The following is a 21305-nucleotide window of genomic DNA, read 5'->3' as shown; positions in this document are numbered from 1 at the left end:
CCGGTGGGGGAAGGAGTAACCGCCACGCCTACTCTGATCGCATGGCTGCCGAAAAAGATACTCGCGTGGGCCAGCCAGAAGGTGCGCTGCGGCTACTGCTGTCGCCCCAGCTTGCGGGCCTGCCGCCCGTGCGCAATGCTAAGCAACGAGGACACGACGACGTACCGTGCTGCATTGGCCCACGACCGGAAGATCCTGGATCTGTCCACCTTCGGGGTGTGCATCGCCAATGCCACTTCGGTAATGCGCAGGCCCTGGCGGCGCATCAGCAGCAGGGTGCCAATGTCCTGGTAGTCCAGCAGTGTGGCCTCGGCCGATGTGGCGACCGCCATGGCGGCCCGGCTGTACAGGCGAAAGCCCGAGACAAAGTCGCGCAGACCCAGTCCGGTCACCCAGCGGAACCACTGCCATGCAGCGCGCCGCGGCAGGCTGTTGCGGGCGGCGAAGTAGGCCACCGTCATGTCGGCCTGGCCGTGCGTGGCCAGCAGCGCGGGCAGTTCTTCCACTTCGTAGCGGCCTTCGGCGTCGATGGTGATGGCGGATTCGTAGCCTTGGGCCAGGGCGTAGCGCAGGCCGGTTTGCAGGCTGCCCCAGGTGGTCATGGCCAGCAGGGGGCGCAGTACGCGGGCGCCCTGCTGTTCGGCCAGGTGGCAGGTGGCGTCGGTGCTGCGGTTGTCCACCACCAGCACCGGGGCGTTGACCAGGGCGCGCACGCGTTGCAGCAACGTGGCAATGTCGGCGGCGTTGTTGTGGGTGCAGACGATCACCATCAGGCCCCGCGTGGGCGCTGCGGGCTGCATGCCGGGGGCCAGGCCGCGGTAATGGCGGGCGGTGGCGCGTTCACAGGGGCCGATGCTGAAGTGCTGGTGCAAGGCCTTGTGCCCGGCCTGGCCCAGGCGGGCGCGCAGGGCCGGGTCGTGTTGCAGCCGGGCGATGGTGCTGCGCCAGGCGTCCACGTCTTCAAACGGCACATGCAGGCCGCAGTGTGCGTGCGACACCACCCAGGGCATGCCGGAGCCGGGCAGGTCGGTCACCAGGCAGGGGCGGGCGTGCTGCATGGCCTCCAGCAGCACGATGCCGAAGGCCTCGGTGCGCTCGCGCGATGCCAGGCAGAACAGGTCGCACTGTGTCAGCAGGGCATGCTTTTGGGCGTCGTCCACGGCACCCAGCAGGCGCGTCGCGGGCGGCATGCCTGCCGGGGTGGTACTGGCTATCAAGGCCTGCAGCGTGTCGCGCAGCTCGCCGTCGCCGGCGATCAGCAATTCCACTCCGGGCAAGGTGGATACGGCGCGGATCAGTGTCTCAAAGCCCTTGTAGTAGGTCAGCCGCCCGATGGACAGCAGCCGCAACCGCGTGCCGGGGCGCCATTGCAGGGGTGCCGCCAGGGCTGCGGCTGGGGGTGCGCTGCGTAGGTCCAGGCCCAGCGGGACTACCTCGCATTTGCCGCGCCAGCGGCGCAGTGCGGTGCTGGCCTGCAGGTAGGGAGGCGATGTGGCAAACACTTGCTGCGCGCGCTCCAGCAATGCTTGCTCGAATGGGCGGTACACCATGTATGCCAGCGCCACGGACCATTTGATGTTGGAGACCACCACGTCCGAATGCCAGTGCACCACCCATGGCACCTTGCGCGCGCCGGGCAGCGTCAACGCCCACAGTGCGGAGTTGTTGGGCATGTGCAGGTGCAGCACGTCGGGCTGGATGCGGTCGATAGCGTTGCGCAAGGCGCGCCTGAAGCTCAGCGCAATGGGGGCATAGACCAGGTTGAACTGCACGGGCACGCGCTGCACCCACGGTGGGTCGTCAGGCAGTGGCTCGCCATGCACCAGCGCGTGGGCGTCCATGCCCTGGCGGCGCTGTTCGTTGATCAGGTCGGCCAGAAAGACTTCCATGCCCCCACGGTAGGGGGGGTAGAACTTGCCGACGTGCAGGATGCGCAATGCCACGGCGGGGCTACTTGCTGGATCCAGCGATGCTCGCGCGCATGCTTGCGTAGAGCGGGTTCCTGGGTTCGAGCCGGATGGCCTGGTCTATGTCGCGCAGGCTGGCGTCGCGCTGTCCCAGCAGTTGATAAGCCATGGCTCGACCATAGAAGGCGGGGCCGTTGGGGTTGCGGGCAACCAGCGGATTGAAGAGCTCCAGGGCGGTCTGTGCCTGGCCTTTGCCGATATAAGCCATGCCCAGACCAGACAAGAAGCGCGGGTCGTTGGGCCGGTCTTGCAACAGCGTTTGGAGATCATTGATGGCAAGGTCGAATTGCTGGGCGGCAATGGCCACTTCGACGCGGCGCACGCGCATCAATGTCAGCGTGTCTTTGTTCTGCAGCGGGTCGTTGGCGGCTTTTTCCAGTGCGATGCCGAAGCTTTCCAGTGCGGGCCCCATCTGGCCCAACGCCGACTGGGATTCCCCGCGGTGGTAATACAGGGCAAAGCTGCTGAAACCCATGGTTTGGGCGGTCGCAAATGCGTCAAGTGCTTGTGAATCCTTGCCGGTGCGTTGCAGCACCACGCCCGTGTTGAACACGGCGCTGCCGCCTAGTTCACCCTTGTCTCCCAGCGATCGGGCTGTGACCAAGTAACGTGCGGCCAGATCCCAGTTGCGTTGGCGTACGTAGTAGGCGCCCAGGTTCAGGAATGGGCGGCTACGCCCCACGGCGTTGGCTGGGGCCTTGAGGTCGATTTTTTCGGCCGCGTCTGTCCAGACCGTCAATTCGTCACGCAGGCTCACCTGGCGCTCGAATGCCAGCGCGCCCAATAACAGGCCTGCTACCACCCCGAGGGCGTAAATGGTGCGCGGCTGAAAGCCCGTCAGCACAATGGCCATCAGGCCGGGCAGGGCAGCAGCCCAGAGATAGCTGCGGTAGAGAACGAAAGGGTCTTGTATCCACACGGTGGCAAATTCCGTGGTGAACCACAGCAGCGGAAATAGCAGCAGCAGGCCCGCCAGGCTGAGTACGCCGCGGCGCCGTAGCAACAGCCACGCGGCCGATGCGAACAACGCGATGTAAGCGATGGTGCCCGCGATATGCCACGAACTGGCAAAGCCGAGGGGGAAGGCAGGACGCAGGTCGATCGACATCCAGCCCATGTAGGGCAGCACCCACAGCAGGCCGTAGGCAAAAAACAATGCCGCCTGGTTAAGAATGCTCAAGGGGAAAACGTGCTGCGTAACGCCGGGGCGCAGGGTTTCCAACTGTTGGGCAAAGGCGATGGACTGGGGGTCGAAGAGTTTGCCAAGCAAGCCGCCATAGAAATGCAGCAGTGCGGCAACGGCCAGGGCCAGCACCAACGCCATGGCGCCCACCACCGGTGCCGCGGCCTTCCAGCTGGGGCGCCGCACGTACACGTAAAGGGGCACGGCAATGGCAGCGGTCATGATGGCGTGCTCTTTGGACAGCACCGCCAGCACGTAGCACAGCAGCGCGCATCCAGACCATGCCGGGCGCCGGGTTTGCAAGGCGCGCACCCAGGCCCAGCATGCCAGCAAGGCAAAAAGCGTGGCCATGAGAATTGAGCGCTGTATGAGGTAGCCCACGGCATATACGGCCACCGGATTGAGGGCGAACAACCCCACAGCTACGCGCAGCGCTGCGAGGCGCGAGGCGGCGAAGTGCGCTTGGTCTTCGATGTCTTCTGGGAAACGTGTCGGTACAAAAAGTGCTTTAAGCAACGCGTACAGCGCCGCAACGACGCCCAAATGCACGGTGACGTTGACCAGGCGCTGCTTCCACCACCCGTCACCCAGCAGATCGTGCACCCAAACGAAGCTGCCGTACGACAGCATGCGTTGTTTGAAGCGCAGCAGGCTACCGTACTCGCCAAAGATGGTGCCGTCGCCCAGGCGCAGGTCGTCAAAAACCAATCCGTTGTTCAAGCCGGGGAGGTAAACGCCCAGTACTGCCAGGGCGAGTACGGCGGCAAACACATAGGGGGTTTTGGGTGATTCGGTCATTGAACGATGGCTGTCTGGCCTGCGTTGCACAGGCGCTTCGCGGCGCGCTAGAAATGTGGCCGGGCAAGTCTAAGCGATAACCCTTGGACGGCCCTGCATTCAGGCGCAGCGCAGTGGGGTTTACGGGGGGAGGGGCCGTGCGAGCAGCCCCAGAAACTGATCCAGGATATGCCAGTGGTCGTCATGGAACTGGTCTTCCATGCCCGTCAGCCGGTCCTGCGGCACCCATTCGGCATGGGCCGCGTCGTCGCCGCCGCGCACCGGCGGCAGGGTGTCGTCGCTCAGGTCGATGAAATACGCCTGGGTGATGACGCGCCCGCGCTGGCTGCGCTGGGGGTGGTCGAAGACCTGCTGGCCGCGCAGCGCGGCGCGCAGGCGTGCCTCGGGCAGGGGGCAGTGGGTTTCCTCGGCCAATTCACGCAGGCAGGATTGCCACAGCGTGTCGTTGGGCTCGACGAAGCCGCCGGGCAGGGCCCACAGGCCCTTGCCGGGGGCGTGGCCGCGGCGGATCAGCAGTACCTGGCCCTGGCAGCGCAGCAGTGCGTCCACCGTGACGAACACGGGGGGATACGGCGCGCCGGCCCAGCTGGCGCGGTATTGGCGCAGTACGCGCCATTCTTCCTGCAGGGCCGGGTAGTGCGCTGTGTGCGCAAATTGCTGCAGCCAGCTGCGTGTGGCGGCGGGCAGGTATTGGGCCAGGGGGGCGAGCGCGGTGTCCAGCGTGGTGGGCGTGGCGCCAAAGTAGGCGTCGCGTATCGGGGTGGCGTCGATGGCGCCCTGGCGTGGCATGCGGATCAAGTCCCAGCCGGGAAAGGCGCGCAGGTAGCCGCTGGTGTCGTCCTTGAAATGGCCGACCAGGGCGATGTGTGCCTGTGCTGGTGTGTTTTGTGCAACGGCCTGGCGTATTGCCTGCGCCCAGCGCGGCTCGTCGTAAAAGTCGCGCATGGGCAGCACGATGAGGCGCGCGCGCTCTGCTTGTGGCAGCGCATCACGCAGCATTTGTGCGCGCTCTTGCCAGGTGAAGGGGTTCTTGGGTGTGCGTGCCTGGTGCGCCGAGCCCAGCACGACGATGGCCCGATCGGCGCGTGCCAGTGCCTCGTGCAGCAGGGCCAGGTGGCCCTGGTGTAGCGGCTGGAGGCGGCCTATGAGAACGGCGGCGTCGTACATGGCTTTGATCGCTCCTGAAATAATAGCTTTTAGCGCTTATCTATCGGGCGATAGAGCCGAATTTCTTCAAAAACCGTCAGCGGCCTGCATGGGCTTGCAGACCCGCTGCAGCACGCAATGCGGCAGCCTTGTCGGTACGTTGGCTTCGGCCGGGCCTGCGGCCCTTCACATCGCTGACGCGATGCGAGCCTGCGCCGAAGATCCGCCAAGTTCGCTGTGCTCAAGGTCTTACAGGCCTGCCGCCGCACGCAATGCGGCAGCCTTGTCGGTTCTTTCCCAGGTGAACTCGGGCTCCTCGCGGCCGAAGTGGCCGTAGGCGGCGGTCTTGGCGTAGATGGGGCGCAGCAGGTCCAGCATCTGGATGATGCCTTTGGGGCGCAGGTCGAATTCCCGGGCGACGATGGCGGCGATCTTCTCGTCGGGGATCACGCCCGTGCCCTCGGTATAGACGGTGATGTTCATCGGCTGGGCCACGCCGATGGCGTAGGCCACCTGCACCTGGCACTGGCGCGCCAGGCCGGCGGCGACGATGTTCTTGGCCACGTATCGCGCGGCGTAGGCGGCGCTGCGGTCCACCTTGGTGGGGTCCTTGCCGCTGAAGGCTCCGCCGCCATGCGGGCAGGCGCCGCCGTAGGTGTCCACGATGATCTTGCGCCCGGTCAGGCCGCAGTCGCCCTGCGGCCCGCCGACGACGAAGCGGCCGGTGGGGTTGATCAAATACTTGGTGTCCTTGAGCCACTCGGCCGGCAGCACGGGCTTGATGATCTCTTCGATGATGGCCTCGATGAAGCTGCCCTTCATCTTGTGCGCGTTCTCGCTCTGGTCTGGACTGTGCTGGGTGGACAGCACCACGGTGTCGATGCTGTGCGGCTTGCCGTCCACATAGCGCATGGTCACCTGGCTCTTGGCGTCGGGGCGCAGGAAGGGCAGGCGGCCGTCCTTGCGCAGCTGCGCCTGGCGCTCGACCAGGCGGTGCGCGTAGTGGATGGGCGCGGGCATCAGCTCGGGCGTCTCGTCGCAGGCGTAGCCAAACATCAGGCCCTGGTCACCGGCGCCGGTGTTCAGGTGGTCGTCCGACGCGTGATCCACGCCCTGGGCGATGTCGTTGCTCTGCTTGTCGTAGGCCACCAGCACGGCGCAGCCCTTGTAGTCGATGCCGTACTCGGTGTTGTCGTAGCCGATGCGCTGGATGGTGTCGCGCGCCACCTGGATGTAGTCCACATGGGCGTTGGTGGTGATCTCGCCGGCCAGCACGACCAGGCCGGTGTTGGTCAGCGTCTCGGCGGCCACGCGCGAGAGCGGGTCTTGCGCCAGGGCGGCGTCGAGGATGGCATCCGAGATCTGATCCGCCACCTTGTCGGGGTGGCCTTCAGAGACCGATTCGGACGTGAAGAGGAAATCGTTCGCCATTTGAATAAACTCCAGTATTTGCAGCATTTGGGCGTTGCCCACAGCTTTCAGGAGCCTTGTGGCGAACGCTTTAGCAGTTGTGTTTAACGTCGCCCTGCAAGTTGCTCATTTAACTCGGCGACACCCGCCATTCTAATGCCTAGCGTTTTTCGCCTTTTTTCTGTGTTGCCGTTGTGGTTGCTCCACGCCATTGGCGCGGCCCTGGGTTGGCTGGCGTTTCTGGCATCGCCCACCTATCGGCGCCGTTTTCTGGACAACGCCGCGTGCGCCGGCTACGCGCTGGCCGATGTGCGCGCCGCCGTGGCCCATGCCGGGCGCATGGTGGCCGAGGCGCCGCGCCTGTGGCTGGCGCCCGAGTCTCCCGCCTGCGAGATCCGCAACCCCGAATGCGTCGAACGCGCCTGGAGCCGGGGCCGCGGCATCGTGTTCCTGACGCCGCATATTGGCTGCTTCGAGTTGTCGGTGCAGGCCGTCTCGCAGCGCTGGTCGCCGGTGCATGGGCCGATCACCATCCTGTACCGCCCGGCGCGCCAGCGCTGGCTGGCCGAGGTGATGCAAACCGCGCGCAACCGCCCAGGCATAGCGGCGGTGCCGACCACGCTGCAGGGCGTGCGCCAGATGCTCAAGGCGCTGCGCCGCGGCGAGGCCGTGGGCCTGCTGCCCGACCAGGTGCCGCCCCAGGGCCTGGGCCTGTGGTCGCCGTTCTTTGGCCGCGAGGCCTACACCATGACCCTGGCCGCGCGCCTGGTGCAGCAGACCGGCGCCAGCGTGATCCTGGCGCGCTGCGAGCGTCTGACGTTCGGGCGTGGCTATGTGCTGCACCTGCAGGATCTGGCCGCGCCGCTGGCGCCAGAGCTCGAAGCGGCCGTGCTGCAGATCAACCAGGCCATGGAACAGCTCATTCGCCAGAGCCCCGAGCAATACCTGTGGGGCTATGCGCGCTACAAGCAGCCGCGTGCAGAGATGCATGGCAGCCGTGACGCTGCCGAGGGCGGCGCATGAAGACGCGCCTGGCCGTGGCCCTGATGGGCCTGCTGGCGCACCTGCCCCTGCCGCTGCTGCGCGGCCTGGGCTGGCTGCTGGGCCGGCTGCTGTTCGTGCTGGCCGCGCCACGGCGCAAGGTGGCGCTGCGCAATCTTGCGCTGTGCTTTCCCGAGGTGCCCGAGGCCCAGCGCCGCGCCTGGGCGCGCGCGACCTTCGTGGTGTTCTGCCAGACCTTTCTGGATCGCAGCTGGCTCTGGGCCGGCTCCGAGGCCCTGGTGCGCCGCCGTGTGAAGCTGGTGGGCGCCGTGCATGAGCTCGATGGCGACACGCCCACCATCGTTTTCGCCCCGCATTTCTACAGCATGGACGCGGGTGGCCTGGCGCTGCCGCTGAACACGGCGCGCGAGTTCACCTCCATCTTTGCCACCAACCCCGACCCGGCGCTGGACGCCTGGTTCATGGGTGGACGCCAGCGCTTTGGCAATGTGCGCATGCTCAACCGCGCGGACGGCGTCAAGCCCATCATCTCCTGCCTGCGCAAGGGCGGGCTTTTGTACCTGCTGCCGGACATGGACTATGGGCCGGGCGACTCGGTCTTCGTGCCCTTCTTCGCCATGCCGGACGCGGCCACCATTCCCTCGCTGTCACGCTTTGCGCGCCTGGGCCGGGCCAAGGTGGTGGCCTTGTACAGCCGCATGACGCCCGATGGCTACGTGGCCGAGCTGACGCCCGCCTGGGAGAACTTCCCCACCGAGGACCATGTGCAGGACACCGCGCGCATGAACCGCGAGCTGGAGGCGGCCATCCGCACCATGCCCGCGCAGTACTACTGGGTGCACAAGCGGTTCAAGACCAGGCCCGAGGGCCAGGCTTCGGTCTATGGGTGAATGGTTCTGTGGTGAGTAGTAAACGGTAAATGGTGAGTGGTGAATGGTTACGACTTTCCATTCACCACTTACCACTTACGACTCACCATCAACCGCCGGATGCGCCCACTGCCACAGCAGCTGCGCCACCTCGTCCACGCCCTGTTTTTTCAGCGCCGAGAACATGCGCACCTCGCCGCCGCCGGCGTTCAGGCGGGTGATGGACAGGGCCTTGGCCTGCTCCGAGCGTGTGAGCTTGTCGGCCTTGGTCAGCAGCACCAGGAACTTGAGCCCCTGCTCGACACGCGGGCGCACCACCTCCAGCAGCGCCTCGTCGAGTTCGGTCAACCCCAGGCGCGGGTCGCACAGCAGGACGATGCCCGACAGGCTCTTGCGGCTGACCAGGTAGTTGGCCATCACCTGTTGCCAGCGCTGCTTGTCGCTGCGCGAGACGGCGGCGTAGCCGTAGCCGGGCAGGTCGGCCAGCACCGCGTCCATCACGCCCTGCTTGCCCAGCGCGAACAGGTTGATGTGCTGCGTGCGCCCCGGCTTCTTCGAGGCAAAGGCCAGCTGGCGCTGCTGCGCCAGGGTGTTGATGCAGGTGGACTTGCCGGCGTTGGAGCGGCCGACAAAGGCGATCTCGGGTACCTCGATGGCGGGCAGCTGGTGCAGCTGCGCGGCGGTGGTCAGAAAGCGTGCGGTGTGCATCCATCCCATGGCCACCTTGGCGTCGGGCAGGGCGCCGGGCGCGGGTGCTTGTGGCGTGGTTGACATAGATTGGCCTCAAGGGCTGGAACAAATCAGGGTGCATTGTAGAATCGCCGGGTTTTGCGCTCATAAGACAAGAACCCTCGATATGAAGTTGCTCGCCTCTTTGCTCATGGCCGCCGCCCTGGCTGCCCCCGCCATTCCAGCTTTTGCGCAGGGCTCAGCCCCGGCGCAGCCCGCCAAGCCTGACCTGGCCAAGGGCGAGGCCAGCTACGCCGCGGTGTGCGCCGCCTGCCACGCGGCCGATGGCAACTCCACCATCGCCGTCAACCCCATGCTGGCGCAGCAGCACCCCGAATACCTGGTCAAGCAGCTCAAGGAATTCAAGTCCGGCAAGCGCGCCGACCCGGTGATGCAGGGCATGGCCGCCATGCTGAGCGACGACGACATGCGCAACGTGGCCGCCTGGCTGGCCTCGCAAAAGGCCAAGGAAGGCTTTGCCAAGGACAAGGATCTGGTCTCCCTGGGCGAGCGCATCTACCGCGGCGGTATCCAGGATCGCCACATCGCCGCCTGCGCCGGCTGCCACAGCCCCAACGGCGCCGGCATTCCGGCCCAGTACCCGCGCCTGTCGGGCCAGCATGGCGACTACACCGTCAAGCAGCTGACCGACTTCCGCGACGGCAAGCGCGGCAACAACAACCAGATGCGCGACGTGGCCGCCAAGCTCAACGACCGCGAGATCAAGGCCGTGGCCGACTACATCGCCGGTCTGCGTTGATTCACATCAATTCTCTGGGGGTGATTCGCGGCATTCAGGGAACCTTGCGCCGATAATCGCACCCAAGGGCGGGCGGGCACATCTGAACGGATGGCCCGCCTTTTTCACATTCGGGCTCCCGCGTTTCTCATGTCTGACCACTCTTTGGGCCACGGCCGCGCGCCGCGCTCACCGGCCACGCGCTCCATCACCGAGCTGCTGTCGTCGATGCGCTTTGCGATTGCGCTGCTGACGGTGATCTGCATCGCCTCGGTGATCGGCACCGTGATGAAGCAGCATGAGCCGGTGAATAACTACGTGAACCAGTTCGGGCCGTTCTGGGCCGACCTGTTTCTGGCGCTCAAGCTCAATGCCGTCTACAGCGCCTGGTGGTTTTTGCTGATCCTGGCCTTTCTGGTGATCAGTACCTCGCTGTGCATTGCGCGCCACACACCCAAGTACCTGGCCGACCTGCGCAACTACAAGGAAAACATCCGCGCGCAAAGCCTGCAGGCCTTTCACCACAAGGCCGGCGCCACGCTGGCGGGCGAGGACACCGGGGCCGCCGCCCAGCGCATCGGCAAGCTGCTGGTCAGCGGCGGCTGGAAGGTGCGCCTGCAGCAGCGCCAGACGCCCGAGGGCGATGGCTGGATGGTCGCCGCCAAGGCCGGCGCGGCGAACAAGCTGGGCTATATCGCGGCGCACAGCGCCATCGTGCTGGTGTGCCTGGGTGGGCTGCTGGATGGCGACCTGATCGTGCGCGCGCAGATGTGGTTTGGTGGCAAGACGCCTTACCCGGGCGGCGGCTTTATCGCCGACGTGAAGCCCGAGCACCGCCTGCCCGCCACCAACCCGACCTTTCGCGGCAACCTGCTGGTCACCGAGGGCCGGCATTCCAGCACCGCCATCCTGAGCCAGTCCGACGGCATGCTGCTGCAGGAGCTGCCGTTTTCCATCGAGCTGAAGAAGTTCGTCGTCGAGCATTACTCCACCGGCATGCCCAAGCTGTTCGCCAGCGACATCGTGATCCACGACCTGGCGACGGGCGAGGCCAAGGCGGCGCGCGTGGAGGTGAACCACCCGGTGCGCCATCGCGGCGTGGAGATCTACCAGTCGAGCTTTGACGATGGCGGCTCCGAGCTCAAGCTGCGCGCCCGTCCGCTGGTGCCGGGGGCCGAGCCGTTTGACGTGGCGGGCGTGGTCGGCGGCTCCACCCAGCTCATCAACACCGGCACGGGCGAGGCGCTGACGCTGGAGTTCACCGGCCTGCGCGTGCTCAACGTAGAAAACTTTGGCGACAACGGCGCCAGCGCCTCGGGGGCCGATGTGCGCAAGGTGGACTTGCGCGAGTCCATAGAGTCGCGCCTGGGCGCGGGCAACAAGACGGTAGCCAAGCGCGAGTTGCGCAACGTGGGCCCGAGCGTGAGCTACAAGCTGCGCGACGCCGCCGGCCAGGCGCGCGAGTTCAACAATTTCATGCTGCCCGTGGACACCGGCGACGGCCAGGCCGTGTTTCTGCTGGGCGTGCGCGAAACCCAGGCCGACCCCATGCGCTATTTGCGCGTGCCGGTGGACGCCGAGGGCCGCATGGATGGCTTTGTGCGCCTGCGCCTGGCGCTGGCCGACCCGGCGCTGCGCGAGAAGGCGGTGCGCCGCTACGCGGCCGCGGCCGTGGATGCCAAGCGCCCCGAGCTGGCCGAGCAGCTGGCACAGTCCGCCGCCCGTGCGCTGGCGCTGTTTGCCGGCGACACCCTGGGCGACGGAACCATGGAGAAGTTGGCCGCAGTCAACGGCAGGCCGCTTGCCGGCCTGCCGGCGATCTCGGAATTCATGGAGGCCAACGTGCCCGAGGGCGAGCGCGAGCGCGCCGCCGAGGTGCTGATGCGCATCATGAACGGCGCGCTGTTCGAGCTGGCGCAGATCACGCGCGAGCAGGCCGGGCTGGGGCCGCTGGAGCCGGGTGAGAAGACCCAGTCCTTCATGACCCAGGCGGTGCTTAGCTTGAGCGACTCCCAGGCCTACCCGGCGCCGCTGGTGTTCGAGCTCACCGATTTCAAGCAGATCCAGGCCAGCGTCTTCGAGGTGGCCCGAGCCCCTGGCAAGAACGTGGTGTATCTGGGCTGCGCACTGCTGATCATCGGCATCTTTGCCATGCTCTATGTGCGCGACCGCCGCCTGTGGGTCTGGCTGGCGCCGGGCAGCGGCGGCGCGCAGGCGACGATGGCGCTGTCGGCCAACCGCAAGACGCTGGACACGGATCGCGAATTCGCGCAGTTGCGCACCCAGTTGCTGGGCACCGACGAAACCCTTCCCCACGGAGGCAAGACATGAACACCGCCACGACGACGCTGACCCTGAACGAAGGCTACTTCGCGCGCCGCAACTGGCTGGACTGGCTGTTTGCCGCGTTGGTGCTGGCAGGCGGCCTGTTTGCGCTGCAGCGCTACGGCGCCCACATGGATGTGTATGAAAAGGGCATCCTGCTCGGCTCCATCCCCGGCGCCATCTGGCTGGGCTGGTTCTGGCGCCCGTTGCGCCTGCTGATGCTGGCCGTGGCCGGCTGCTCGCTGCTGGCCATAGGGCTGTACCAGAACAATGGCGCGGGCGACCTGGCGCGCGCCGAGACGGTGTTCGGCCTCAAATATTTCCTCTCCAGCCAGTCCGCCATCCTGTGGATGAGCATGCTGTTCTTCATGAGCACGGCCTTCTACTGGATAGGCATGTTCTCGCGCGGCCAGGGCCCGGCCATGATGCGCATAGGCTCGCGCATCGCCTGGGTGGCGGTGGCGCTGGCGCTGATAGGCACCATGGTGCGCTGGTACGAGAGCTACCAGATCGGCCCCGACATCGGCCATATCCCGGTGAGCAACCTCTACGAGGTGTTCGTCATGTTCTGTTGGATGACGGCCGTGTTCTACCTGTACTACGAGGAGCAGTACGCCACGCGTGCGCTCGGCGGCTTCGTGATGCTGGTGGTCAGCGCCGCCGTGGGCTTTCTGCTCTGGTACACGGTGGTGCGCGAGGCGCACGAGATCCAGCCCCTGGTGCCGGCGCTCAACAGCTGGTGGATGAAGCTGCATGTGCCGGCCAACTTCATCGGCTATGGCACCTTCGCGCTGTCGGCCATGGTGGCCTTTGCCTACCTGATCAAGCAGCAGGCGCAGGAGACGCGCTGGTACAAGCTGGCGCCGCTGTGGCTGCTGGGCGTGGTGCTGTGCTTCGAGCCCATCGTCTTCCGCCAGGGCGCGACGGCCGAGGCCGGCAGCAGCTACTGGATGGTGTACTTTGGCGTCTCGGCGCTGATCGTCGCCGGCATATTGCTGGGCCGCCGGCGTATCGCCGAGGGGCTGCCGGCGCTGCAGGTGCTGGACGACGTGATGTACAAGTCCATCGCCGTGGGCTTTGCCTTCTTCACCATCGCCACCGTGCTCGGCGCGCTGTGGGCGGCCGAGGCCTGGGGCGGCTACTGGAGCTGGGACCCCAAGGAGACCTGGGCGCTGATCGTCTGGCTCAACTACGCCGCTTGGCTGCACATGCGCCTGATGAAGGGCCTGCGCGGCACCATGTCCGCCTGGTGGGCCCTGGTGGGCCTGGCGGTCACCACCTTCGCCTTCCTGGGCGTGAACATGTTCCTGAGCGGACTGCACAGCTACGGGACGCTGTAAAAACAGGAGCTCTCAGCGCTTATTGGTGAAGGTTTTAAGTGAATTTATTGACTGAAAACCATGAATAGAGTGCGCCACCAGCTATTCTTTTGATGACAGCCGATGGAGGACACACCATGCGCATCCATAGCAAGCATAGTGGTTTCGACCACCCGCGCGCCAGCGAGATCACGCCGCGCGCCAAATACGAACAGCGCCGCGCCCTGTTGCGCCTGCTGGCGGCGGGCGCCGGCGGGGCGGCGCTGGCCTCATGGGCTGGGCGCGAGGCGCTGGCCGCCACGCGGCCGGGCAAGCTGGCGGCCCTGGAGGGCCAGCGCTCGGCGGTGGCCGGCGCGGTGACCATGGAGAAACCCACCGAGTACCAGGACGCCACGGGCTACAACAACTTCTACGAGTTCGGCACCGACAAGGCCGACCCCGCGCGCCACGCCCACACCCTGAAGACCCGGCCCTGGACGGTGGAGGTGGAGGGTCTGGTGGCCAGGCCAAGGCGTTTTGACATCGACGAGCTGCTGAAACTCAGCCCGCAGGAGGAGCGCATCTACCGCCTGCGCTGCGTGGAGGGATGGTCCATGGTCATTCCCTGGGTGGGCTATTCGCTGGCCGAACTCATCAAGCGGGTGCAGCCGCTGGGCAGCGCCAAATACGTGGAGTTCGTCACCCTGGCCGACAAGGCCGTCATGCCCGGGGTGAACGGCCGCATCCTCGACTGGCCCTACACCGAGGGCCTGCGCCTGGATGAGGCCATGCACCCGCTCACCCTTCTGGCCTTCGGCATGTATGGCGAGCTGCTGCCCAACCAGAATGGCGCGCCGGTGCGCATCGTCGTGCCCTGGAAGTACGGCTTCAAGAGCGCCAAGAGCATCGTCAAAATCCGCTTCACCGAGAAAGAACCCGCCACTGCCTGGAACAAGGCCGCGCGCAACGAGTACGGCTTTTATTCCAACGTCAATCCCGACGTGGACCACCCGCGCTGGAGCCAGGCGACCGAGCGGCGCATCGGCGAGGGCGGCCTGTTCGCCAAGAAGCGCAAGACGGAGCTGTTCAACGGCTACGCGGCCCAGGTGGGCCAGCTCTACGCGGGAATGGATTTGCGCAAGAACTATTGATGGCGCGCGTCCTGCTGCACCCGGCGGCCAAGCCGCTGCTGCATGGGCTGTGCCTGCTGCCGCTGGCCTGGCTGGTGTATGCGGCGGCTTTCGACCACCTGGGCGCCAACCCGGCCGAGGCGCTGATCCGCTCCCTGGGCGGCTGGACGCTGCGCCTGCTGTGCCTGACCCTGGCCGTGACCCCCCTGCGCCAGATGCTGGGGCTGCCCGCGCTGGCGCGCTTTCGGCGCATGCTGGGCGTCTACACCTTCTGCTATGCCCTGCTGCACCTGCTGTGCTACAGCGTATTCGACATGGGGCTGGACTGGGGCGAAATAGCGCGCGACGTGGCCAAGCGGCCCTTCATCCTGGTGGGCATGTGCGCGTTTGCCCTGCTGCTGCTGCTGGCCGCCACCTCGTTCAACCGCGCCATACGCTGGCTGGGCGCGCGCCGCTGGCAGCAGCTGCACCGCAGCGTGTATCTGATTGCGCTGCTGGCGCTGCTGCATTTCTTCTGGATGCGCGCCGGCAAGAACGACTTTGCCGAGGTGGCTGTGTATGCAGCCATCGTCGCCGTGCTGCTGCTGGCGCGGATAGGGCGTAAACTACTATTAAAAAAATAGCTGTCAGCGCTTATTGTATAAGCGCTGACAGCCGTTTTGTGTCAATGTCGTTCAGGCCTTGGTGGGCACCAGCCTCTCGCTGCGGTAGATGTCGCTGACACTCTCGCGCGCGCGGATCAGGTGCGCCGCCGCGCCATCGACCAGCAGCTCGGCCGGGCGCGGCCGGGTGTTGTAGGTGCTGCCCATGGAGCTGCAATAGGCCCCGGTGGAGAGCACGGCCAGCAGGTCGCCTGCGGCCACGGCCAGGCTGCGCTCGCGCCCAAGCCAGTCGCCGCTCTCGCAGATCGGTCCGACCACGTCGTAGACCTGCGGCTCTTGCTGGGCGCCGGCGGCCTCCAGCGGCACGATGGCGTGGTAGGCCTGGTACATCGCCGGGCGCGGCAGGTCGTTCATGGCGGCGTCGACGATGCAGAAATTCTTCTGCTCGCCGGGCTTGAGGTACAGCACCTCGGTCAGGCACACGCCGGCATTGCCCACCAGGGAACGGCCCGGCTCGATCATCAGCTGGCGCTGGCCATAGCCGCGCGCATCCAGCTTGGCCAGCAGCTTGGCCCACAGGACATCGGCCGCGGGCGGCTGGTCGCCGTTGTAGTTGATGCCCAGGCCGCCGCCGAAGTCGATGTGCTGGATGGCGATGCCCGCCGCCTCCACCGCCTGCACCAGGTCCAGCATGCGATCCATGGCGTCCAGGTAGGGCGTCTCTTCGGTGATCTGCGAGCCGATGTGGCAGTCGATGCCGACCACGCGCAGGCCGGGCAACTGCGCGGCGCGCTGGTAGGTGGCCACGGTGCGCTCGTGGGCGATGCCGAACTTGTTGCCCTTCAGGCCCGTGGAGATGTAGGGGTGGGTCTTGGCGTCCACGTTCGGGTTGACGCGGATGCTGACCGGTGCGCGCAGGCCCATGGCCTGGGCCACTTCGCTCAGCACCCCCAGCTCGGCCTCGCTCTCCACGTTGAAGCAGCCAATGCCGGCCTCAAGCGCCTGGCGCATCTCGGCGCGGGTCTTGCCCACGCCCGAGAAGATGACCTTGGCCGGGTCGCCGCCGGCGGCCATCACGCGTTCAAGCTCGCCACCCGAGACGATGTCGAAGCCGCAGCCATGGCGCGCAAACAGCTGCAGCACGGCCAGTGATGAATTGGCCTTCATGGCGTAGCAGATCTGCACCTTGCGCCCGGCAAAGCCGCGCTGGTAGGCGGCCAGGGCCTGCAGCATGGCGGCCTGCGAATAGACGTACAGCGGCGTGCCATGCTCGCGCGCCAGATCCGACAGGCGCCGGTCTTCGAGGTACAGGGATGCGTCGCGGTAATGCAGCTGGGGCTGGCCGGGCAGGGGGCTGGGGATCATGGTTTGGAGGTTGGTGCGGGTGCGGACGATGGCGTGGCCGGCGTGGCCGCCGGGTTGAGTGTCTGTGGCAGGGTGGCACGCTCGGCTGCCGCCGGTTCGGTCGGCAGGTACAGCGGGCCGCGCTGGCCGCAGCCCAGGGCCGCCGCGCCAAGCGCAAGGGCAATCGTCCTGACTAGAATTTGGCGAGCTCTCAACATTCGCAAATTGTAATGACCGACCTTGAATTCCTGGATCGTGCCGAACAACTTCTGTTGGCGGTCGAGCAGGGCTGCGACCGCATCAACGACGCCACCGATGCCGACCTGGACAGCCAGCGCTCGGGCGGCATGGTCAGCATCAGCTTTGCCAACGGCAGCCAGATCATCATCAACCTGCAAAAACCGTTGCACGAGGTCTGGCTGGCCGCGCAGTCGGGCGGCTACCACTACCGCTTCGATGGCCAGCATTGGATGGACACCAAGGGCGATGGCGAGTTCTTTGCGGCCTTGAGCCGCGATGCCAGCGCCCAGTCGGGCCAGGCGCTGCGCTTCACGGCCTGATGGCCGGGCCGCAGCATCAATTGCGGAACAGATCCAGGATGCGGTTGCGCTCCTCGGGCGCGGGGCTGGGGCCGGGGGCGGTGGCGCCCGGGGCCTGGCCATCCAGGCCCAGGTTGGCAACGCCGCTGTTGTGGGCATATTCCTCGTAGAGCCATTCGCCACTGACGTTGACCACGCCCGGGGGTACGGTGGGCTCGGCTACCGGCACGCCCTTGAGCGCCTTGTCCATGAAGGCTATCCAAATCGGCAGCGCCAGGCCGCCGCCCGTCTCGCGGCTGCCCAGGTTGCGTGGCTGGTCATAGCCAATCCAGGTGACGGCGGTCATCGTGGGCTGGAAGCCCGCGAACCAGGCGTCCACCGAATCGTTGGTGGTGCCGGTCTTGCCGTACAGGTCAGGGCGCTTGAGCGTGGCCTGCGCGCGTGCCGCCGTGCCGCTGCGTGTCACCGTTTGCAGCAGGCTGTCCATGACGAAGGCGTTGCGTGCGTCGATGGCACGCGGATTGTTGCTGGTGGCGGGCGGCTCGAACTGCGACAGGATGCGCCCCTTCTGATCGACCACGCGCGTGATCAGATACGGGTTGACGCGATAGCCGCCGTTGGCAAACACCGCATAGGCCGTGGCCATCTGCATTGGTGTAACCGAGCCCGCGCCCAGGGCCATGGTCAGGTAGGCGGGGTGCTTGTCGGCCTCAAAGCCAAACCGGCTGACCCATTCCTGCGCCGTCTTCGGGCCCACGGCCTGCAGCACGCGGATCGAGATCATGTTCTTCGAGCGCGCCAGGCCGGTGCGCATGGTCATCGGGCCGTCGTACTTGCCGTCGTAGTTCTTGGGCTCCCAGGGCTGGGCGCCGGTGGCGCCGGCGCTGAAGAACAGCGGCGCGTCGTTGATCACCGTGGCCGGCGTGAAGCCCTTTTCGAGGGCGGCGGAATAGATGAAGGGCTTGAAGGCCGAGCCCGGCTGGCGCCAGGCCTGGGTGACATGGTTGAACTTGTTCTTGTCGAAGTCGAAGCCGCCGACCAGCGCGCGGATCGCGCCGGTTCGCGGGTCAATGGCCACGAAGGCGCCTTCGACCTCGGGCAGCTGGGTGATCTCCCAGGTTTTCTTCGGCGTCTGCACCACGCGGATGATGGCGCCGCGGCGCAGCTTGATGTTGGGCGGCGCCTTGTCCGAGAGGCCGGACTGCGCGGGCTTCAGACCCTCGCCGGTGATCTCGATGGGCTCGCCGTCGGCACGAGCCGCCAGAATCCGCTTCGGGATGGCCTCCAGCACCACGGCCGCCAGCACATCGCCGTTGTCGGGGTGGTTGGCCAGGGCGTCGTCGATGGCGTCCTCGACCTCGGCGGCCGAAGTCGGCAGGGTCACGAAGCGCTCCGGGCCGCGGTAATGCTGGCGCCGCTCGTAGTCCATGATGCCCTTGCGCAGGGCGGAGTAGGCCGCATCCTGCTCACCCGCATTCAGCGTGGTGTAGACGTTCAGGCCGCGTGTATAGGCCTCGGCGCCGTACTGGGCAAAGATCAGCTGACGCGCCATCTCGGCCACATATTCGGCATGTACGCGCGTGTTGTTGGTGGACGAGCGCAGTTTCAGGTCTTCCTGCTTGGCCGCGGCGGCCTGCTCGGCGGTGATGAAACCGTTGTCCTGCATGCGCTCGATGATGTAGAGCTGGCGTATGCGCGCGCGCTTGGGGTTGCTGATCGGGTTGTAGGCCGACGGCGCCTTGGGCAGGCCGGCCAGCATGGCCGCCTCGGCAATGGAGATGGATTTCAGCGGCTTGCCAAAATAGGCCTCGGAGGCGGCGGCGAAGCCGTAGGCGCGATTACCCAGATAAATCTGGTTCATGTAGATCTCGAGAATCTGGTTTTTGCTCAGCAGATGCTCGAGTTTGAACGTTAACAATATTTCATAGATTTTTCGGGTCAACGTCTTTTCCGACGACAGATAGACGTTGCGCGCCACCTGCATGGTGATAGTGGACGCGCCCTGGCTCTTGGCGCGCCCCAGGTTGGCCAGGGCGGCGCGCAGCACGCCCTTGTAGTCCACGCCGCCATGCTCGAAGAAGCGCGCGTCCTCGATGGCCAGCACGGCATTGGTCATCACCGGCGGAATGTCTTCTATCGGCGTGAGGTTGCGCCGCTCCTCGCCAAACTCGCCCAGCAGCGCGCCCTCGGTGGAATACACGCGTAGCGGCAGCTTGGGGCGGTAGTCCGCCAGATCGGATACGTCGGGCAGGTTGGGGTAGGCCATGGCCAGCCCGACCCCAACCACCAGCACGGCGGCCAGGGCCGCAGCTGCCCCCAGGCCTATGAGCCAGGCCAGCACGCGCAGCGGCCAGCGCAGCCAACCCGGTGAATGGGTGGCGGGCTTGGGGGCGGGGGACTTGTCTCGTGAAGGCGGCATAGGGCTCAATCGGCAGGTAACCCGCCATTATAAAAATTCAGCAACCGCTCCCTGTTACGGAACAGTGTTGGCTGGCACTCACTTGAGCAGACTGGCAAGCCGTCAGGAAATTCCCTCTGTTGCTAGAGGCATCGTCGGCTTTTGACAACGGGTCAGATGTATCAATCGGGTGAAACTCTTTCCTGGTGTAGGAACATGCTGATAGGATTCATGTGAAGTGTTAAGTTTTGTTGCGTCATAACGGTCAGTTTCGGGGGGAGCCGTGGTCTCAATGGGGTCGTTGTTCAGTCGCCAGCAGGCCCCATTGCTTGGGGTCGACATCAGCTCATCCAGCGTCAAGCTGGTGGAGTTGGGGCGTGATAAGAGTGGTGCTCTGGTGCTTGAATGCTGCGCCATCGAGCAACTGGAGCGTGGCTGGATCACCGACGGCAACATCGAAAAATTCGATGAAGTCGCCGAGGCCTTGCGTCGTGTGGTGAAAAAAAGCGGTACCCGCACGCGCAACGTGGCGCTGGCGCTGCCGCCGTCCGCGGTGATCACCAAGCGCATCAGCCTGCCCGGCGGTATGACCGAGCAGGAGCTGGAGGTGCAGGTCGAGTCCGAGGCCAACCAGTACATCCCGTTCTCGCTCGATGAAGTGAGCCTGGACTTCTGCGTCGTCGGCCCGAGCAAGAACGCCTCCGGCGACGTGGATGTGCTGATCGCCGCTTCGCGCAAGGAAAAGGTGCAGGATCGCCAGGGCCTGGCCGAGGCTGCCGGCCTCAAGCCCGTCATCGTGGACATCGAATCCCATGCCGCCCGCCTGGCCGCCGGCCGCCTGATTGAGGCCTTGCCCAACCGCGGCGTGGATTCTGTGGTGGCCTTGTTCGAGGTCGGGGCGCTGACCACCAGTATGCAGGTCATTCGCAACGACGATGTGCTCTACGAGCGCGACCAGGCCTTCGGCGGCGCGCAGCTGACGCAGCTGATCGTGCGCCAGTACGGCTTTTCGCAGGAAGAGGCCGAGGGCAAAAAGCGCAACGGCGATCTGCCCGAGGACTATGAATCGGCCGTGCTGCGCCCCTTCGTGGACAGCCTGGCGCAGGAAATCGGCCGCGCCCTGCAGTTCTTCTTCACCAGCACGCCCTACCACCGTGTCGATCACATCATGCTGGCGGGTGGCTCGGCACCGCTGCACGGGCTGACCCAGGCCGTGACCGAGAACACCGGCTTTGCCTGCAGCATCATCAATCCGTTTGAGGGCATGGACGTGGGCGGCGCGGTGCGCCTGAGAAAAATGGCGCGCGAGGCGCCGTCGTATCTGACGTCCTGCGGCCTGGCGATGCGGAGGTTCCTGCAGTGATTTTGATCAACCTGCTCCCGCACCGGGAGGCTGCGCGCAAACGCCGGCGCGAGACGTTCCAGGCCATCATGGTGGCCTCTGCCCTGGCGGGCCTGGCCATTGCCGGGCTGATCTACTGGTGGTTCCAGATGCAGATCACCGATCAGCAGGACAAGAACAACTTCCTGCGCGGTGAGATCCAGGTTCTGGAGAAGCAGATCAAGGAAATCGCCACCATTGAAGAGGAGATCGCGGCCCTGCAGGCGCGCCAGAAGGCCGTGGAAGACCTGCAGTCCGACCGCAACCTGCCGGTTCACCTGCTCAACGAGCTGGTCAAGCAGCTGCCCGATGGCGTCTATGTGACCAGCCTCAAGCAGGCCGATCAGGTGGTCACCATGCAGGGCATGGCGCAGTCCAACGAGCGGGTCGGGAGTGTCAGGATTTCTGTGTGTGAGGCTGTTGAATCCGTCACTCAATCGTGAGG

Annotated in this window: 17 protein-coding genes and 1 pseudogene; 10 read left to right on the top strand and 8 right to left on the bottom strand. The window is 65.9% G+C overall.

The window, feature by feature from the left end:
• Nucleotides 1–92: 92 nt before the first annotated feature.
• The 4 genes from P4826_RS08560 to metK all read right to left on the bottom strand — a co-directional run bounded on the left by P4826_RS08560 (nt 93) and on the right by metK (nt 6525).
• The gene (locus P4826_RS08560) at nt 93–1889 is read right to left on the bottom strand and encodes a glycosyltransferase (RefSeq protein ID WP_317703741.1); all 1797 of its coding nucleotides are present in this window, start codon (nt 1887–1889) and stop codon (nt 93–95) included.
• Between the two features lie 61 nt (nt 1890–1950).
• Entirely contained in the window at nt 1951–3921 is a 1971-nt protein-coding gene (locus tag P4826_RS08555) for a tetratricopeptide repeat protein (RefSeq protein ID WP_317703420.1), read from the bottom strand.
• Nucleotides 3922–4068: 147 nt separating this feature from the next.
• On the bottom strand, nt 4069–5115 hold the full coding sequence (locus P4826_RS08550; protein ID WP_317703419.1) for a bifunctional nicotinamide-nucleotide adenylyltransferase/Nudix hydroxylase: 1047 nt from the start codon (nt 5113–5115) through the stop codon (nt 4069–4071).
• A gap of 228 nt (nt 5116–5343) precedes the next feature.
• Nucleotides 5344–6525 (bottom strand): methionine adenosyltransferase, encoded by a 1182-nt coding sequence (gene metK, locus P4826_RS08545; RefSeq protein WP_317703418.1) that lies wholly within the window; start codon nt 6523–6525, stop codon nt 5344–5346.
• A gap of 135 nt (nt 6526–6660) precedes the next feature.
• Between metK and P4826_RS08540 the strand changes: the two genes are divergently transcribed.
• Together P4826_RS08540 and P4826_RS08535 are read left to right on the top strand one after the other, a co-directional pair.
• A complete protein-coding gene (locus tag P4826_RS08540; RefSeq protein WP_317703417.1) occupies nt 6661–7527 on the top strand; it encodes a lysophospholipid acyltransferase family protein in 867 nt (288 codons plus the stop codon).
• Nucleotides 7524–8396 carry a lysophospholipid acyltransferase family protein gene (locus P4826_RS08535; protein ID WP_317703416.1) on the top strand — a complete coding sequence of 291 codons (873 nt, stop codon included), beginning with the start codon at nt 7524–7526 and terminating at the stop codon, nt 8394–8396. Before P4826_RS08540 ends, P4826_RS08535 begins: the two co-directional genes overlap by 4 nt.
• Nucleotides 8397–8471: 75 nt before the next feature.
• On the opposite strand, the gene yihA is transcribed toward P4826_RS08535, so the two are convergent.
• The gene (gene yihA / locus P4826_RS08530; protein WP_317703415.1) at nt 8472–9149 is read right to left on the bottom strand and encodes a ribosome biogenesis GTP-binding protein YihA/YsxC; all 678 of its coding nucleotides are present in this window, start codon (nt 9147–9149) and stop codon (nt 8472–8474) included.
• Between the two features lie 82 nt (nt 9150–9231).
• Here yihA and P4826_RS08525 point away from each other — a divergent pair, with 82 nt between their 5' ends.
• The 5 genes from P4826_RS08525 to P4826_RS08505 all read left to right on the top strand — a co-directional run bounded on the left by P4826_RS08525 (nt 9232) and on the right by P4826_RS08505 (nt 15219).
• Nucleotides 9232–9864 (top strand): c-type cytochrome, encoded by a 633-nt coding sequence (locus P4826_RS08525; RefSeq protein ID WP_317703414.1) that lies wholly within the window; start codon nt 9232–9234, stop codon nt 9862–9864.
• 129 nt (nt 9865–9993) lie between these two features.
• Entirely contained in the window at nt 9994–12174 is a 2181-nt protein-coding gene (locus tag P4826_RS08520; RefSeq protein WP_317703413.1) for a cytochrome c biogenesis protein ResB, read from the top strand.
• Nucleotides 12171–13508, top strand: a complete 1338-nt coding sequence (gene ccsB, locus P4826_RS08515) for a c-type cytochrome biogenesis protein CcsB (RefSeq protein WP_317703412.1) — start codon at nt 12171–12173, stop codon at nt 13506–13508. Before P4826_RS08520 ends, ccsB begins: the two co-directional genes overlap by 4 nt.
• A 116-nt stretch (nt 13509–13624) precedes the next feature.
• Nucleotides 13625–14617, top strand: a complete 993-nt coding sequence (gene msrP / locus P4826_RS08510; RefSeq protein WP_317703411.1) for a protein-methionine-sulfoxide reductase catalytic subunit MsrP — start codon at nt 13625–13627, stop codon at nt 14615–14617.
• A complete protein-coding gene (locus P4826_RS08505; protein ID WP_317703410.1) occupies nt 14617–15219 on the top strand; it encodes a protein-methionine-sulfoxide reductase heme-binding subunit MsrQ in 603 nt (200 codons plus the stop codon). Before msrP ends, P4826_RS08505 begins: the two co-directional genes overlap by 1 nt.
• A gap of 51 nt (nt 15220–15270) precedes the next feature.
• Here P4826_RS08505 and lysA read toward each other — a convergent pair whose 3' ends face one another.
• Complete coding sequence (gene lysA / locus P4826_RS08500; RefSeq protein WP_317703409.1) at nt 15271–16563, bottom strand: diaminopimelate decarboxylase; 1293 nt, start codon at nt 16561–16563, stop codon at nt 15271–15273.
• Nucleotides 16560–16760, bottom strand: coding sequence for an LPS translocon maturation chaperone LptM (gene lptM, locus P4826_RS08495; RefSeq protein WP_317703408.1), 201 nt, complete (start codon nt 16758–16760; stop codon nt 16560–16562). Before lptM ends, lysA begins: the two co-directional genes overlap by 4 nt.
• 12 nt (nt 16761–16772) lie before the next feature.
• Here lptM and cyaY point away from each other — a divergent pair, with 12 nt between their 5' ends.
• On the top strand, nt 16773–17102 hold the full coding sequence (cyaY, locus tag P4826_RS08490) for an iron donor protein CyaY (protein ID WP_317703407.1): 330 nt from the start codon (nt 16773–16775) through the stop codon (nt 17100–17102).
• A 16-nt stretch (nt 17103–17118) separates the two neighbouring features.
• Here cyaY and P4826_RS08485 read toward each other — a convergent pair whose 3' ends face one another.
• Complete coding sequence (locus tag P4826_RS08485; RefSeq protein ID WP_317703406.1) at nt 17119–19500, bottom strand: penicillin-binding protein 1A; 2382 nt, start codon at nt 19498–19500, stop codon at nt 17119–17121.
• Nucleotides 19501–19762: 262 nt separating this feature from the next.
• On the opposite strand from P4826_RS08485, the gene P4826_RS08480 reads away from it, so the two are divergent.
• Nucleotides 19763–20842 carry a pilus assembly protein PilM gene (locus tag P4826_RS08480; protein WP_317703405.1) on the top strand — a complete coding sequence of 360 codons (1080 nt, stop codon included), beginning with the start codon at nt 19763–19765 and terminating at the stop codon, nt 20840–20842.
• Nucleotides 20839–21258 (top strand): annotated as a pseudogene (locus tag P4826_RS08475) (PilN domain-containing protein); the annotation flags it as partial. The gene P4826_RS08480 and the pseudogene P4826_RS08475, both read left to right, overlap by 4 nt.
• Nucleotides 21259–21305 lie beyond the last annotated feature (47 nt).

Origin of the sequence: Diaphorobacter limosus, assembly GCF_033100095.1 — a bacterium.
Lineage (GTDB): Bacteria > Pseudomonadota > Gammaproteobacteria > Burkholderiales > Burkholderiaceae_C > Alicycliphilus > Alicycliphilus limosus.
This window is presented reverse-complemented; position numbering and strand designations above follow the sequence as displayed.